Consider the following 16368-nt stretch of genomic DNA (forward strand, 5'->3'; position numbering starts at 1 on the left):
GCAGGTGGCCGTGTAGACGCAGGCCCGGATACCGGGGCGCGAGTCGTTTCCGGCACAGTTTCACGCGGGCCGGGGGTCGCAACATCTCATGTCGGTAAGTGCCATTACGGCCCTGACATTGCTGGTTCTTGTATCGGCCGGATTCTATCTGGGCCGGACCCGTGCCGTTGCGTCGGCTTCGGGAAAACCGGCTTCGCTGCATTCGCTGCCGAATTACCATGGCTATTTCCTGGCGATTTGGACCGCTGTTCCCGCTCTCCTGGTCCTGGGCCTGTGCGCGGTTTTCTCTGGTTCGATCCAGTCGGCTGTATCCGCCTTGCCGGCGGCGAATATCCTGCTACTGGCGGGTCCGCCGGTGGCGGCCCTGATTGCCGGTCTGGCGGGGCTGCAGATTGCCCGCGGACGAATCGCGCAGCGATTCCGTGCCCGCAATCACGTCGAACGCTTTATCGGCCTGATCCTGCTCTTGAGCTCCGTGATCGCGATCCTGACCACGGTGGGCATCGTCCTGTCGCTCCTGTTTGAAAGCCTGCGCTTCTTTGAAGCCATCAACTGGCAGATCCAGGATTTCCTGTTCGGGCTGCAATGGAGCCCGCAAATCGCCATCCGCGAGGACCAGGTCGGTCAGACCGGGGCGTTCGGAGCCGTGCCGCTTTTCGCCGGGACGGCGATGATCACCGTGATCGCGATGCTGATCGCCGCGCCGGTCGGCCTGTTCGCGGCCATCTACCTGTCCGAATACGCCGGACCCGCCACGCGCCGGACCGTCAAGCCGATCCTGGAAATCCTCGCGGGTATTCCGACCGTGGTTTACGGCTTTTTCGCCCTGCTGACGGTTGGACCGGCGATCCGGGCCGCCGCGACTTTCATCGGTGTCGATGGGGCCGTGACGCAAAGCGCGCTGTCGGCCGGTCTGGTTATGGGCGTGATGATCATCCCCTTCGTGTCGTCCCTGTCCGACGATGTCATCAACGCCGTCCCGCAATCATTGCGCGACGGGGCCTATGCGATGGGCGCGACCAAGTCGGAAACCGTGCGCCAGGTCATCCTGCCCGCCGCGCTGCCCGGCATTGTCGGTGCGCTGTTGCTGGCCGTCAGCCGCGCGGTCGGGGAGACGATGATCGTCGTCATGGCCGCCGGGCAGGGGGCCAATCTGACAGCCAACCCGTTCGAATCGGTGACCACGATCACGGTGCAGATCGTGATGCTGCTGACCGGCGACCAGGAATTCGACAGCCCCAAGACCCTCTCCGCGTTCGCGCTGGGCCTGGTGCTGTTCGCTTTCACCCTTGCGCTGAACGTCATCGCCCTCCGGGTCGTGCAGAAATACCGGGAAAAGTATGACTGACGCGACCAGTATCCGCGAAGCGGTGGAACGCCGCCTGGCCAAGCGCTATCGCGCCGAGGCCCGATTCCGGTCGTTCGGGATCGCGGCAATCTGTTTTGCGATTGCTGTGCTTCTGCTCCTGCTGGGTTCGATCGGCTACCAGTCGATCTCGGCCTTCACGGTGAACGAATTGTCCCTGCCGGTGACGCTGGAGCGCGAACGCGTCGATCCGCGCGGCGATGGCAGTCCGGAATCGCTGCGTGCGGGCTCCTACAACGGGATTCTCCAGGACGCGCTGCGCGAACAATTCCCCTCCGTCACGGAGCGGGCCCAGTTGCGGGAACTGTTCGCGCTCTACACGCCGCTCAATGCCGCTCGCCTGCTCAACGAGGTGGCCGAGAATCCGGGGCTGGTGGGCCAGACGATCTATTTCGACATGCCGATTTCCGACCATGCCGATCTTTATCTGCAAGGCCGGATCACGGACTCCGTACGCGCCGAACAGAGTGTCGCCGCCAGTCCGTCCGGAGTGTCAGGAGAGGTGTCCATCCGGACTGATGAGCCGGCCTTCGCCAGCCTGATGGCGGCCGCCCAGAATGACCTTACTGAGCGCGCCGAGGCGCTGGAGCGGCGTGCGAGCCGTTACCGCAATCGCGCGGAAGGCATGGATGCGGGCAGTGCCGCTGAACGCCTGATCTCCGATGCCGCTACCGCCGAGGCACAAGCTGAAGTGCTCCGCGCCAGCGCAGCTTCCGCGCTGGAAGAGACCTCGTTGTCGAGTGATCTGCAAAGCCGGCTGGTCGAGATCAATGGCGGTGTGGTCAAGGTCGAGACCATTTCCCAAGGCGGCCGTGTCGCCACCGGCCGGGCGCTGTTGCCACTCGTCTCGGCCGATGCTGCGAACAGCTGGACGATCCGGACGATCGAGGTGCCGGAAACCGAACGCCGCTTCTCTGACGCGCAAATCGTGTGGACCGACGCATTGGCCGACGCCGGTCTCGTGACCGAGCGTTTCAACACCTATCTCTTCACCAATGCCGACTCGCGCGAACCGGAGCTTGCCGGGGTGCAGGGCGCGTTGATCGGGTCGATCCTGACCATGTTCGTGACGATGCTGCTGGCGGTTCCCATCGGGGTGTTCACCGCGATTTACCTCGAAGAGTTTGCGCCGAAGAACAAGCTGACCGATCTGATCGAGGTCAACATAAACAATCTCGCCGCGGTACCCTCCATTGTCTTTGGTCTGCTGGGCCTGGCGGTCTTCATCAACTTTTTCGGCCTGCCGCGTTCGGCCCCGCTGGTCGGCGGCATGGTGCTGGCGCTGATGACGCTGCCGACGGTGATCATTTCCTCACGCGCGGCGCTGAAGGCCGTTCCGCCCTCGATCCGGGAGGCGGCGCTCGGTGTCGGTGCGTCACGGACCCAGACCGTGTTTCACCACGTGCTGCCACTGGCCTTGCCGGGTATCCTGACCGGGTCGATCATCGGCCTCGCCCAGGCGCTGGGGGAAACCGCGCCGCTGTTGATGATCGGCATGGTCGCCTTCATCGCTGACGCGCCCAGCCTTGCGCCGGGCGGGCTGACCGAGCCGGCGACGGTGATGCCGGTCCAGATCTATCTGTGGTCCGATGGGGCCGAGCGCGCCTTCGAGGCCCGCACCGCGGCGGCGATCATCGTCCTGCTCGCGCTGATGATTGCCTTCAATGCGCTGGCCGTCTTCCTGCGGCGGCGCTTCGAGAAACGATGGTAGGATGAAAGACGTGACCGAGAAAATTCAGACCGTCTATCACGCGAACCAGCCCGCCAATCCGAAAGTGGCGCTTGACGGGGTCGATGTGTTCTACGGCCCGAAACAGGCCGTATTCGGCGTGACGATGGGCATTCCGGACCGTTCGGTGACGGCGTTCATCGGCCCGTCGGGCTGTGGCAAGTCGACCGTGCTTCGCACAATCAACCGGATGAACGACACGATCGACATCGCCCGTGTCACCGGCTCGGTGAAGATCGACGGCGAAGAAGTCAACGCCAAGGATGTCGACCCGGTCATCCTGCGCGCCCGGGTCGGCATGGTGTTCCAGAAGCCGAACCCGTTTCCGAAATCCATCTATGACAACATTGCCTACGGGCCGCGCATCCACGGCCTCGCATCGTCCAAGTCCGAGCTCGACGACATTGTCGAGACCAGCCTGAAAAAGGCCGGGCTCTGGAACGAGGTCTCGGACCGGCTCGACCAGCCCGGCACCGGCCTGTCCGGCGGTCAGCAGCAACGCCTCGTCATAGCACGGGCCATTGCGGTTTCGCCGGAAGTCATCCTGATGGACGAGCCCTGCTCGGCGCTGGACCCGATCGCGACGGCCAAGATCGAGGAGCTGATCGACGAGCTGCGCGAGAATTACTGCATCATCATCGTCACGCACTCGATGGCCCAGGCCGCCCGGGTGTCACAGCACACCGCCTTCTTCCACCTCGGTGATCTCGTCGAATACGGCGGCACCGAAGAGATTTTCACCAATCCGCACGACCAGCGGACGCAAGACTACATCACCGGCCGCTTCGGCTAGCGGCCACCAACCCGGGGCCTTCTGGAGGGCTCGATCGCATGAATGTGCAACCGCATACCGTCAAGGCTTTCGGCGAGGAGCTGAACCAGCTGTCGAGTGATGTCGCGCGCATGGGCGGGCTCGCCGAGGCGCTCGTGGCCGATTGCATCCAAGCCGTGGTCCGGCGTGATGGCGACCTGGCCGCCTCGATCATCGACCGCGACAAGCAGGTCGACGTAATGGAGCGCGAGATCGAAAAGCGGGTCATCCGCATCATCGCGCTGCGCCAGCCCATGGCGACCGATCTGCGCGCGACCATCGCGGCTTACCGGATCAGCCATGATCTCGAACGCATTGGTGACCTCGCCAAGAACATCGCCCGGCGGACCCATGTCCTCAATGAATCCGAGCCCGTCGTGCTGACGCGCGGGGTGGAGCGGATGGGCAAGCTGGTCGTGGGCCACCTTCACGATACGCTCAATGCCTATTCGTCGGGCGCAGTAGACGAGGCCGTGACGGCCTGGCGCGCCGACGAGGAAGTCGACGAGCATTACAACAGCCTGTTCCGCGAGCTTCTGACCTACATGATGGAAGACCCGCGCATGATCTCGTCGAGCACGCAGATGCTGTTCGTGGCGAAAAATCTCGAGCGCATTGGCGACCACTGCACCAACATCGCTGAAATGGTTCACTACCTTGTCACCGGGGAAGAGCTGCACCGTGCGCCGCCCGTCCCCAAGTCCGATCTTTCGGACCCAGCCTAGAGGAAGACCGGTATGCAACCTCATATTCTGGTCGTTGAAGACGAGGACGCCCTGTCCACCCTGTTGCAGTACAACCTTGAAAAGGAAGGCTTCAAGGTCTCCGTCGCCGGTGATGGCGAAGAGGCCATGATGCTGGTCGATGAGGCGATGCCCGACATCGTCCTGGTCGACTGGATGCTGCCGAAAGTCTCCGGGATCGAGGTTTGCCGCCGTCTGCGCGGCCGCCATGAATCGCGCAATGTGCCGATCATCATGCTGACGGCGCGCGGCGAGGAGGGTGACCGGGTGCGCGGTCTCGATACCGGCGCAGACGACTATATCGTCAAGCCGTTCTCGATGGTGGAACTCTTCGCCCGCATTCGCGCGGTGATGCGGCGTATCCGTCCGGGCCTCGCCGACGACAAGGTTCGCTGCGGCGACATCGTCATCGACCGTGTCGCCCACCGGGTGAAGCGCGGCGATACGGAAATTCATCTCGGCCCGACCGAATTCCGCCTGCTCGATTATCTTATGCAGCACCCGGGACGCGTCTTCTCGCGCGAACAGCTGCTCGACGCGGTCTGGGGCTCGGACGTCTATGTCGAGGCGCGAACCGTCGACGTGCATATCGGCCGGCTGCGCAAGGCGCTCAATGAAAGTGCGTCCGGTGATCCGATCCGCACCGTCCGCTCGGCGGGCTATGCCCTCGACGTGGAAACCGCGTCCGCCTGACCGTCACCTGTCATCAGACAAAAAGACGGGCGGCTCCGTGAAGGAACCGCCCGTTCAGGTGTCAAGCTCGTAAAGTCTTGTAAAGCCTAGAAATTCACCCGGCGCGTCGCGGCGATGGCATCGAGCGCGGCATTGGCGTCCGAGGTGCGGCGGCGGCGCTTCTGTTGCGGCTGATAGGCCAGCTGGGCGTGGGCCTCGCAATAGGCGGCTCCGGGATCGGAGCGGCGGCCGCAGAAGCGGAAATCGCCGGTTGCCGGATCACCGATCGGCCATTTGCACATCGAGTCCTTCAGGGTCAGGACCGTCGCGAATTCGCCATTGGGCAGCGGGGCCGGCTCGAGCGACTTTGTTTTCGGGGCCGGTGCGGGCTCGGTCCGGGCGGTCACGCGCGGCTTGGCCGGCTGTGACGGGGCACGGGTCCGGGCCGGGGTCGCGGCAGGGCGGCGTGCCGGGCGCGAGGGCGCGGCGCGCCCCGAGAGGCCGAGGCGGTGGACCTTGCCGATCACCGCATTGCGGGTGACACCGCCGAGCTGCTTGGCGATCTGGCTGGCCGACTGGCCCTCTGCCCAGAGTTTCTTCAATTCCTCGACGCGTTCGTCAGTCCAGGCCATGTCGTCTCTCCCTACCGGGTTTGCCCCTGATCCATACCAGCCTTGGTGTGCCTGTATGGCCCAACCGCTATATATGGTGTCTGTTGCTAGATACAGTACTCAGCGAGCGCCGGACCACAAGATGCGCGCACTGATTCGCCTGTGGAAAGCTGATTCGGATTGCAGCAGGGACTGCGCGACAGGGTCTCGCGCGGCGTGCCGGTTCGTGCTAGCCCGGCGCTCATGACGACGTTCCAGACCTCCGCTGAACCGCCCGCCCCGCGCCAGATCGGCTCCGTCAACTGGCTGGGCTTCTGGACACTTTACAAGAAGGAAGTCCGGCGCTTCCTGAAGGTAACGTTCCAGACCGTCGCCGTCCCGGTGTCGATGTCGCTGCTCTACATGCTGTTGTTCGCGGTCGTGTTCGCATCGCGCCGCGGCGATGTGCAGGGCGTGCCCTATATTGAATTCCTGGCACCCGGCCTGATCCTGATGGGCGTTCTGAACAACGCCTTCGCCAATTCCTCGTCATCGATCCTGGTGTCGAAGGTGCAGGGCAATGCCGTTGATTTCCTGATGCCGCCGCTGTCGGCGGCCGAACTGGCCGCCGGCTTCATCCTCGGCGCGGCAACGCGCGGATTTGGAGTCGGCATCGCGACGGCGGCCGTGCTGGTCTGGTTCATCGATCTGATGCCGGCCCATTTGTGGGCCATCATCTATTTCGGGGTCAGCGCCTCGCTGATGCTCGGAATGCTGGGCGTGATTGGAGGCATCTGGGCGGAGAAGTTTGACCATATCGCGGTCGTGACCTTTTTCATCACGCCGCTGACCTTCCTGTCAGGAACCTTCTATTCGGTCAGCGTTCTGCCCGAGCCTTTCGAGACGCTGAGCCACTTCAATCCCTTCTTCTACATGATTGACGGCTTCCGCTACGGCTTCACCGGCGAGGCCGACGGCAATGTGATGATCGGGGTTGTTTCGACGCTCGCGATCAATGCCGTGCTGATGACGATCTGCTATCTGATCCTGAAATCGGGTTGGCGCTTGAAGAGCTAGGCCCGTGCGCCTAGACCGGCCCCAACCCGCCACACCCGACTGGAGAGACCCATGCCCGCCCCGCTGATGGACACTTATTCCCCGCCTGATCTCGTTTTTGAAAAGGGGGAGGGCGTCTATCTCTACACCGCCGCGGGCGACCGTTATCTCGACTTCATCTCGGGTATCGCGGTCAACGCGCTGGGTCATGCGCATCCCAAGGCGGTCGCTGCGCTGAAAGCGCAGGCGGACAAGATCTGGCACCTGTCGAACATGTTCCAGGTGCCGGGACAGAAAGTGCTGGCCGACAAGCTGACCGGCGCGACTTTCGCTGACCGGGTCTTCTTCACCAATTCCGGTGCCGAGGCGGTGGAATGCGCGCTGAAAACGGCGCGCCACTATTTCTTCAACAAGGGCGAGCCGCACCGCTACCGGATTATCACCTTTGCCGGGGCCTTCCACGGCCGCACTTATGGCGCGATCAATGCCGGCGGCAATCCGAAATATCTCGAAGGTTTCGGCCCGGCGATGGAAGGTTTCGACCAGGTGCCGTTCGGGGACATGGACGCGGTCAAGGCCGCGATCACCGAAGAAACCGCGGCCATCCTGATCGAACCGGTTCAGGGCGAGGGCGGCGTGCGCGCCGTGGCGGACGCCGACTTGCGCCAGCTGCGGTCGCTGTGTGACGAACACGGTCTTCTGCTGATCTATGACGAGGTGCAGTGCGGGGCCGGCCGTACAGGCAAGCTTTTTGCCCACGAATGGGCTGGCAGCGCCCAGCCCGACATCATGGCCGTGGCCAAGGGTATTGGCGGCGGCTTCCCCATGGGCGCGTGCCTGGCGACCGAAGAGGCTGGCAATCACATGGTCGTTGGTACGCACGGATCGACTTTTGGCGGCAATCCGCTCGCCATGGCCGTCGGTAATGTCGTCTTTGACGAGCTGTCCGCGCCGGGCTTCATGGACCAGGTCGTCGAGACCGGGAATTATCTTGGCCAGCAGTTGCAAGGCCTCGCCGACCGGCATTCCGGCATCGTCGAGGAAGTCCGCGGCCGCGGCCTCCTTCTCGGGCTGAAGCTGAATGACAGCGTCGTCAACAAGCAGGTCGCCGGGCTGGCCCGCGACCGGGGCCTCCTGATCGGCGCGGCGGGCGACAATGTCGCGCGCATGGCTCCGCCGCTCATCATCACGCGCGAACATGCCCATGAAGCGATCGAGAAGCTGGACGACGCGCTGACGGAAGCCGCCAAGGGCTGACGCCGATGACGGATCTGCCGACAGGCGGGCCGGACGGTGCGGACAACGCCGTCGCGGCCTTCCAGCTTGAAAACCGCGCCGTGCGCGGCCGGGTCACGCGTCTGGGCCACACGCTCGACCTGATCCTTTCCGCGCATGACTATCCGCTACCCGTGGCCCGCCTTCTGGGTGAGGCGGTGATGATCGCGGTACTGGTCGGGGATTCGCTGAAGTTCGACGGTCGCCTGATCATTCAGGCCAATGGCGACGGCCCGGTGCGCTTTGTGGTCGCCGAATGGGTGGCCGGCGAGGGCGTACGCGGGTTTGCACAGCTCGATCCTGACGCCGTAATCGCCGACGATGCGGATGTCGCCGCGATGCTGGGGCAGGGCGCGTTTGCGATGACCATTGATCCTGGCGGCGACATGGACCGCTATCAGGGCGTGGTCGCGCTGGAAGGCCGCACTCTGGCCGAATGTGCCGAAGGCTATTTCGCCCAGTCCGAACAGACACCGACCCGCTTGCGGATTGCGGTTGGCGAGATCGTGACGCCCGGCGCGCCCCATCACTGGCGCGGCGGCGGGGCGCTGATCCAGCAGATCGCGGGCGACGAGGCGCGCGGATCCGCCGAAGATGACTGGGATCATGCCCGTGCCCTCTTCGACACGCTGACCGATATCGAACTGGCTGACCCCGACATCTCCAGTGCCGATCTACTCTATCGCCTGTTCCACGAGGAAGGGGTGCGGCTGCACCCTGCGACAGGTGTGGAGCGGCGGTGTCCGTGTACGCGTCAGCGATTGCTCGGCGTGCTCGCCAGCTTCGAAGATGATGGTCCGGACGACGCCGACATGGCCGTCATCACCTGCGAATATTGCAACCGGCCATTCGAATTTTCCAAAGCGGACATCGACGCGGTCCGGTCAGCTGCGCCAGAAGCGGGGCGTGAGGAAGACCAGGACGGTTAGCACTTCCAGCCGCCCGATCAGCATGTTGGCGGTCATCACCCATTTGGCGGCATCCGGCAGGGGCGCGAACGTGCCTGCCGGACCGATGATGTGCCCGAGACCCGGGCCGACATTGCCCAGCGTTGCTGCCGCACCGGACAGCGCCGTGACGGTGTCGAGACCCATCGCGCCCAGGATGGCGGCGCTGATGATAAAGACGGCGATAAACGCAAACAGGAAGCCCAGCACCGAATAGACGGTCGCATCGGGGACGGCCTTGCCGCCATAGTTCATGGGCGCGATGGCGTGGGGGTGAACCAGCGTCAGGATGTAGCGCCGTATGGCGAGCAGGGCGATCTGGTAGCGGAAAATCTTGATCGAACAGGTTGTCGAGCCGGCACAGCCGCCTGCGAACATCAGCACGAAGAAGGCGGCCTGTGTCGCCGGCCCCCAGACGGCGAAATCGGTCGAGGCGTAGCCCGTGCCGGTGATGATCGACACGGCGTTGAATGCGGCGAACCGCCAGGCCGCCTCCGGGCCGTGCACGCCGGTGACCATGAGGACAATTGTCAGGATCGCGACGGCGGCGATCACCAGGGCAAAGAAACCGCGTACTTGCGGGTCGGCAAAGAGCGGCCCCGGCTTGCCGCGTGCTGCCAGCAGGTAAAGTACGAAGGGCAGGGCGGAGAGCAGCATGAAGACCAGCGCCACCAGATCTGCCCCTTCGTTCAGGAAGGCTCCGAGCGAGGCGTCGCGGGTCGAATACCCGCCCGTGGCAACCGTCGTCATGGCGTGGGCGATGGCGTCAAACGTGTTCAGCCCGACAATGCCGTAGCAGATGGCGCAGGCGAGCGTCAGAACGAGATAGATGACAGACAGGGCTGCGGCGATCTCGGCGGCCCGTGGCAGGATTTTTTCCGAATTGTCCGAGGATTCGAGGCGGAAAAGCTGCATCCCGCCGACACCGAGCAGCGGCCAGACCGCCATCGCGGTCACGATGATGCCAATCCCCCCAATCCATTGCAGGATGGCGCGCCACATCAGGACGCCGCGCGGCATGTCGTCGAGCCCGGTCAGCACGGTCGCACCGGTCGTGGTCAGGCCGGACATGGCTTCGAAAAAGGCGTTGGTCCAGTCCAGCTCGAGACCGGCAAAGCGCAGCGGGATGGCGGCGACCACGGCCAGAACGGCCCAGGACCCGCCGGTGAGGACAAACCCAGCCCGCGCGGAGAGGTTCGTGGCTTCGCCGCGCGTCGCCAGCGACAGGGCTCCACCGAGGGCCGTCCCGGTCAGGGCACAGATCAGGAAGGCGCGCGCGCTGTCGACATTGCCATCAGCCGCGTCCAGCCAGAACGGGACGAGCATCGCGACCGACAGGGCCGCGATCATGATGCCGAGCACGAGAAAAACCGGGCGGGCCGACCGGATCATGAGGCGCGTGCGCGTGCGTGTTTAATGGATCGATCCGCGATCATAGGGGCTGTCGAGCGAGAAGGCGGGAATGGCCGCGTCGAAACAGCCTCCGCCATCGCGCCGCATCTCGTAAACGCCGGACATGAATCCGGACGGGGTGGCGAGCGGAGCACCCGAGGTATAGCGGAAACGCTCACCGGGACGGAGAATCGGTTGTTCGCCGACCACGCCGGGTCCGCGCACGACTTCGGTCTTTCCCGAGGAATCCATGATCGACCAGCTGCGGGAAATCAGCTGCAGCGTATCCTCGCCGCGATTCTCGATCTCGACGGTGTAAGCCCAGACAAAGCGTGAGGTTTCCGGATCGGACTCGTCTTCGAGATAGTCCGGCTCGACGCGGATCAGAACGCCATTGGTTTCGCACTCATACATCGCACCGCTCCTGCCCGTACGCGGGGTGTTGGCGCAATCATCCGGCACCCGGCGCTTTGGCTCAAGCCTTTTTGCGGCTGGGCAACAGGCCATGGCTGGACAGGGAGCGTGGCAACAGGCGAGTTTGGTGGCCATTCGAGTCGAGCCGATTCACCCCGGAGCCTGCATGCCCCAGACGGGAATTCTCCCCGATCACCAGATCCAGACCCTGTGGGACGAGGGCGCGATCTCCGCCGCCATCGTGCCGGTCCGGGACCAGATCCAGCCCGCCAGTGCGGACTTGCGGCTGGGTCTTCGCGCCTACCGTTTGCGGGCGAGCTTCCTGCCGGGACCGGAGAGGACGGTGGCGGATTGTCTCGAGGGCAGCGATCTGGTCATGCACACGCTCGACCTCAGCGAAGGTGCGGTACTGGAAACGGGCTGCGTCTATCTCGTCCCCCTGCAGGAGGCGCTCGCGCTGCCCGGTGACATCAGCGCGGCGATGAACCCGAAAAGTTCAACCGGCCGGCTCGACGTGTTCACGCGTGTGATCTGCGACCGGTCGGCGGCTTTCGACCAGGCTCCGGCGGGCTATGAGGGGCCGCTGTATGTCGAGATCTGTCCGCGGACGTTCTCTATTCTCGTGCGTCCCGGTGACCGCCTTGTCCAGGTCCGTTTCCGGTCTGGCGAACGCGCTCCGACGCGGGACTTGACCGTCAGTGTCGACCTGCAAACGGCCGATGGCCCGGTCGGCTACCGTGCGCGCCGTTTTTCCGGCGTCGTGGACCTTGCCGGTGTCGGCGCGCATGACCCGGCCAATTACTGGGAGCCGATCCATGCGCCGGGTGGACGGCTGGTGCTGGATCCGGGCGAATTCTACATACTCGCCTCCCGCGAGGCGGTGGAAATCCCGATGACCGAGGCGGCGGAAATGGCGCCGATCGCCCCCGAGATTGGCGAGTTCCGTGCCCATTATGCCGGTTTTTTCGACCCCGGTTTCGGACTGGCGGAAGCCGGGGGGACAGGCGGGCGAGCGGTCCTCGAGGTGCGTGGCCGGGATGTGCCCTTCCTGATCGAGCATGGCCAGCCTGTCGCCCGGCTGGTCTTCGAACCCATGACGGACCAGCCGTCACGGCCCTACGGAGCGGCCGGATCCCACTATCAGGCGCAGAAGCTCAAGCTTGCAAAACATTTCCGCTAACGCGGAAATAGAGCATATTTCTGCGAACCCTTCTTGATAAAGGCGGATAGCTACCGGCAAGATGCCGGTAACGCTTTATTCATGAGGGGCCAATGATGCGTATCGCGACTTTCCTGTCGGCCATAGCCGCCGCCTGCCTGCTTTTTGCCAGTCCCGCGCTATCCCAATCGCCGCCGCCGGTGGACGCCTATGCGGCCAACACCGCCATCTCGTCGGTAGACATTTCACCGAACGGCCAGCGCCTGGCGATGCTGGCTTCGGTCGAGGGCGGCGAGCGGCGTGCGATCGTGACCGGACTCGATGGCTCGGGTGCGACGGTCCTCTCGCTATCCGATGAAGTCGGGATCGCGCCGACCGGCCTGAACTGGTTGAGCGACGACTATCTGATAGTCGATTTCGCGCAGCGCCGCCGTCCCCCGGGCGGTGGCCCGATCCGGAATATCCCGCGCCGCTACATCATGCGTGCGGATGGCGGAAACAGCTATGAAATTCCGGCGTCGTCGCAGGTGGTACGGTACATGCCCGAAGACCCCGAGCATGTGCTGATGCTGCTGCCGGTGGTCCGCGATGACCGTGATTCCATCATGGCCCGCCGCGGTGCGGCCGATGGTGTCTCGCTGGCGCTGGGCCTGTTCCGGCATAACCTGGCCCGCAACAGCCGAAACCGGCTGGCCGTTGGTGAATCCACCACGGCATCGATCCTGGTCGATGACGACTATGATCCGGTCATCAGGTATGACCTCGACACCCGTGCCCGCCGTATCGAGATTTTCATCCAGGATGGCGGCTGGCAATCGGTGTACCGCGAAGACTATGAAGAAGAACGCTACGGCCGCGGCGGCCGCAACCGCCGGATATTTACGCCGGCCGGGACGCCGTCTGGTCTCGTAGGCGAGGGTCCGGCCTACTACACGTCCGGTTATGATGCGGACCGCAACATGACGGTTGGCTATCAATTCAATCCGGTCACCGGTGAACGGACACCGCTGGGGATTGATACCGGCGGCGCCGATTTCGGCGGCTATCTGACCGACTGGCGCAATGGCCGGGTGATTGGCGCGGTCTGGGACGCCGACGTGCGCACCTATCATTATTTCGACGAACCCTGGGCCAGCCTGCAGGCACAGCTGGAAGGGGCTTTCCCGGGCAGCCGCGTGGCCATGGTCAGCTGGGACCAGTCCGGAAACAACATCATCGTCTCGCGCCGCCTGGGCGGATCGTCGGGGGCCTATTACCTGTTCAATCGGTCTGCCGGAAGCGTCAGCCTGATCGGGCGTATGCGTCCGGGTATTCCCGACAACTGGGTCGGCGATGTCATTCCGGTCGAGTATCAGGCCCGCGACGGCCTGACGATTCCGGCCTATGTGACCCTGCCGCCGAACCGCGACCTGGCGGATCTGCCGCTTGTTGTCATGCCGCATGGCGGGCCGCAGTCGCGGGACTACTACGATTTCGACGAGTGGGCGCAGCTGCTGGCTTCGCGCGGCTATGTGGTGATCCAGCCGCAATTCCGCGGGTCGGAAGGCTTTGGCCGTGACTTCATTTTCCGCGGCCACGGCGAATGGGGCCGGGCGATGCAGAACGACCTGTCTGATGCCATCGGCTATCTGGCGGGGCAGGGCATCGTCGATCCGGACCGTGTCTGTATCTTCGGTTGGAGTTATGGCGGTTACGCGGCCCTGGCCGGCGCAACCCTGACCCCGGAACTCTACCGCTGTGTGGTCGCGGGGGCCCCGGTGGCCGACGTGACCGCGATGATGGAGTGGGCGGAAGACACCAATGGCAGCGGGACGGTTGATTACTGGACCGAATATGTTGGCGACTGGCGGCGTGAGCGCGAACGGATGATCGCCATTTCGCCGACCGATCAGGTCGAAAATGTCCGGGCTCCGATCTTCCTGGTTCATGGGACCGAGGACACGATTGTCCCGATCGAGCAGGCCGAGCTGATGGCCGAAGCGCTTGAGCGGGCCGGCAAGACCTATGAATACCTGCCGGTGGAGGATGGACCCCACGTGTCGGTCCTGATGACGCCGGAACAAAAACAGGCGTTCTATACACGGCTCCTCGATTTCCTGGACCGGCATAACCCGGCCGATTGAGTAAACGGAAGCGCCCGCCGGATCGACCGGCGGGCGTTTTTCATCAGACCTGGGGAGGTGACGATGAAAACGCTGGCAACACTTCTGGCTGCACTGGTCCTGACAGGTCTGGCATTGCCATCCGCGGCGGCGCAAAACCTGGAGGTCGTCGAAGCCTACGCCACGCCGCCCGGCGTCAGCAATGTCCGCATTTCTCCCAGCGGTACGCGGCTGCTGATGGTCACAGGCGGTGTTGAGGATGGCGTTGTTATCGTCACGACGCTCGACGGCAGCCAGTCCAATGCCATCAGTCTGAATGGCGAGCCCTTCTATTCGATCGACTGGCTCAATGACGACTACTTCCTGATTATCTTCGCGCAACGCCGCCACGTGAATTCCGGCGGGGACCGGGCTGATGTCGGCCGGCTCCTGGGTGTGCGGTTTGACGGGGCCCACCGATACGAGTTGAGCCAGTACATGTTCGGTATTGAATCCCAGGCGTTCGACGACCCGGAGCATGTTTACATGCTCGGCTGGCACGTCTCGGACAGTGTGGAGAGCGGTATCGGATTCGCAAACCGGCGTAATGCGGTCGGCGGAGCGATGGGCATTTTCCAGCTCGATATCGCGACCGGAAACACGCACCTCGTTCAGCGCGGGACGCCCGATGTCAGTGACTATTTCCTCGGCCCGGACAGCCGCGCGACGGTGCAGGTCCGGTTCGACCGCGAAGACCAGCAAATCCGGATCCGTCACCGCCCGACCGGGCAGACGCAGTGGCGCTTCGTCTATCAGGAGCGGCTGGAACGGGTTTTCCGGGGGCGCGACAGCTGGGAATATCTCGGGACGATGCCCTCGCCGATGGGGATCGATCCGACCGGCCGCTACCTCTATTTTCACTACCGTGGCGCCAGCGGCCGCCGGGAAGTGTCGCGCTTTGACATGGAGACGCGCGAAGTCGTCGGCCCGGTCTATGCCTCACCCATCGCCGACGTCCGTTCGTCGGTCCGGGACCGCCGCACGAATGCCATCGTCGGCATTGCCTGGAATGAGGGCCGCGAGGTCTATGAGTGGATCGATCCCGAATTCGGGCAGGTCTACAATCAGGTCCAGTCTGCCTTCCCCGACAGCGAGATCGACATCGTCAATTATGACGGTGCTTTCAACCGCATCGTCATTCACCGCGAGGCGGGGGGATCGTCCGGGGCCTATTATCTGCTCGACCGTGGTGCGGGAACCTTGCGCCTGATTTCCCGAACCCGGCCGCTGTTGCCCGATTCCGAGGTCAATCCGGTCGAGGTGATCACCTACCGGTCTCGCGACGGCCTGGACATCATGGCCTATCTCACCCTGCCGCATGACCGGCCGCACCGGAATCTACCGCTGGTCGTACTGCCCCATGGCGGACCGGAAGCCCGGGACTATTACGGGTTTGACGACTGGGCACAGATGCTGGCCGGAGAAGGGTATGCGGTCGTACAGCCGCAATTCCGCGGCTCGGAAGGGTTCGGCTACAACTTCATTGTCGCCGGGCACGGGCAATGGGGCCGGGCGATGCAGGATGACCTGACCGACGCGGTCCGGCACCTGGCGAACACCGGGGTCGTCGATGACGACCGGGTCTGCATTTTCGGCTGGAGCTATGGCGGGTATGCGACGCTGGCCGGTGCCGTGTTCACGCCGGACGTCTATCGTTGCGCCATCGCGGGGGCGGGGATCGGCGATCTCTACCAGATGATGCAGGAGGAGGAAGAACAGTTCCGCGGCTCGTCCCTGCCGTACTGGACGATGGTGCTGGGTGCGGACTACCGAACCAATCGCGAGGGGCTTTACGCCATTTCGCCGGCCCGTCACGTCGATGAACGCACCGTCCCGACGCTTATCATCCACGGCAATGACGAGCTGATCGTCAATTATGCCCAGGCCGAGACCATGGCCGCCGCGCTGGAAGCCGGCGGCATCCCCCACGAGTTGATCACGATCGAGGGCGGGGTGCACCATTCCTACCGGATGACAACCGAGCAGAAGCGGCTGATGTATTCCAACCTGCTGCGCTGGCTGGAAACCTATAACCCGGCGGACTGAGAGCGGGCAGGATGGTAAAAATAGCCG

The 16368-nt window shown here is 64.0% G+C and carries 14 protein-coding genes; 11 read left to right on the plus strand and 3 right to left on the minus strand.

Annotated features, from left to right (window positions below):
* The first annotated feature begins 88 nt into the window (after positions 1-88).
* Genes pstC through phoB form a run of 5 tightly spaced genes read left to right on the plus strand, consistent with a single transcriptional unit; the run spans position 89 to position 5342 of the window.
* Positions 89-1348 (plus strand): phosphate ABC transporter permease subunit PstC, encoded by a 1260-nt coding sequence (gene pstC, locus V0U35_RS04140; protein WP_330195391.1) that lies wholly within the window; start codon positions 89-91, stop codon positions 1346-1348.
* Entirely contained in the window at positions 1341-3077 is a 1737-nt protein-coding gene (gene pstA / locus V0U35_RS04145; protein ID WP_330195392.1) for a phosphate ABC transporter permease PstA, read from the plus strand. The genes pstC and pstA overlap by 8 nt, the downstream gene beginning before the upstream one ends.
* Before the next feature lies 1 nt (position 3078).
* Positions 3079-3888 (plus strand): phosphate ABC transporter ATP-binding protein PstB, encoded by an 810-nt coding sequence (gene pstB / locus V0U35_RS04150; protein WP_373696349.1) that lies wholly within the window; start codon positions 3079-3081, stop codon positions 3886-3888.
* 44 nt (positions 3889-3932) lie between these two features.
* Positions 3933-4631, plus strand: coding sequence for a phosphate signaling complex protein PhoU (gene phoU / locus V0U35_RS04155; RefSeq protein WP_373696370.1), 699 nt, complete (start codon positions 3933-3935; stop codon positions 4629-4631).
* Positions 4632-4643: 12 nt separating this feature from the next.
* Positions 4644-5342: a phosphate regulon transcriptional regulator PhoB gene (phoB, locus tag V0U35_RS04160; RefSeq protein ID WP_330195395.1), complete on the plus strand. Its 699-nt coding sequence runs from the start codon at positions 4644-4646 to the stop codon at positions 5340-5342.
* Between the two features lie 86 nt (positions 5343-5428).
* Here the strand turns inward: phoB and V0U35_RS04165 are convergent, their stop codons facing one another.
* Positions 5429-5953 carry a GcrA family cell cycle regulator gene (locus tag V0U35_RS04165; RefSeq protein WP_330195396.1) on the minus strand — a complete coding sequence of 175 codons (525 nt, stop codon included), beginning with the start codon at positions 5951-5953 and terminating at the stop codon, positions 5429-5431.
* A gap of 159 nt (positions 5954-6112) precedes the next feature.
* Between V0U35_RS04165 and V0U35_RS04170 the strand changes: the two genes are divergently transcribed.
* Genes V0U35_RS04170 through V0U35_RS04180 form a run of 3 tightly spaced genes read left to right on the plus strand, consistent with a single transcriptional unit; the run spans position 6113 to position 9171 of the window.
* On the plus strand, positions 6113-6988 hold the full coding sequence (locus V0U35_RS04170; protein ID WP_330195397.1) for an ABC transporter permease: 876 nt from the start codon (positions 6113-6115) through the stop codon (positions 6986-6988).
* 51 nt (positions 6989-7039) lie between these two features.
* Positions 7040-8224 (plus strand): aspartate aminotransferase family protein, encoded by a 1185-nt coding sequence (locus V0U35_RS04175; RefSeq protein WP_330195398.1) that lies wholly within the window; start codon positions 7040-7042, stop codon positions 8222-8224.
* Positions 8225-8229: 5 nt separating this feature from the next.
* A complete protein-coding gene (locus tag V0U35_RS04180) occupies positions 8230-9171 on the plus strand; it encodes an Hsp33 family molecular chaperone HslO (protein ID WP_330195399.1) in 942 nt (313 codons plus the stop codon).
* Here the strand turns inward: V0U35_RS04180 and V0U35_RS04185 are convergent.
* Positions 9127-10581: a TrkH family potassium uptake protein gene (locus tag V0U35_RS04185; RefSeq protein ID WP_330195400.1), complete on the minus strand. Its 1455-nt coding sequence runs from the start codon at positions 10579-10581 to the stop codon at positions 9127-9129. The genes V0U35_RS04180 and V0U35_RS04185 overlap by 45 nt on opposite strands.
* Positions 10582-10602: 21 nt before the next feature.
* Positions 10603-10995: a Co2+/Mg2+ efflux facilitator ApaG/CorD gene (gene apaG, locus V0U35_RS04190; RefSeq protein WP_330195401.1), complete on the minus strand. Its 393-nt coding sequence runs from the start codon at positions 10993-10995 to the stop codon at positions 10603-10605.
* A gap of 166 nt (positions 10996-11161) precedes the next feature.
* Between apaG and V0U35_RS04195 the strand changes: the two genes are divergently transcribed.
* From V0U35_RS04195 to V0U35_RS04205, 3 genes are all read left to right on the plus strand, one after another.
* Positions 11162-12175 carry a 2'-deoxycytidine 5'-triphosphate deaminase gene (locus V0U35_RS04195; protein WP_330195402.1) on the plus strand — a complete coding sequence of 338 codons (1014 nt, stop codon included), beginning with the start codon at positions 11162-11164 and terminating at the stop codon, positions 12173-12175.
* A 92-nt stretch (positions 12176-12267) separates the two neighbouring features.
* Complete coding sequence (locus tag V0U35_RS04200) at positions 12268-14277, plus strand: alpha/beta hydrolase family protein (RefSeq protein ID WP_330195403.1); 2010 nt, start codon at positions 12268-12270, stop codon at positions 14275-14277.
* Positions 14278-14340: 63 nt separating this feature from the next.
* Positions 14341-16341, plus strand: a complete 2001-nt coding sequence (locus V0U35_RS04205) for an alpha/beta hydrolase family protein (protein ID WP_330195404.1) — start codon at positions 14341-14343, stop codon at positions 16339-16341.
* The last annotated feature ends 27 nt before the right edge of the window (positions 16342-16368 follow it).

It is taken from the genome of Hyphobacterium marinum (assembly GCF_036330325.1).
GTDB classification, from domain to species: Bacteria; Pseudomonadota; Alphaproteobacteria; order Caulobacterales; family Maricaulaceae; genus Hyphobacterium; species Hyphobacterium marinum.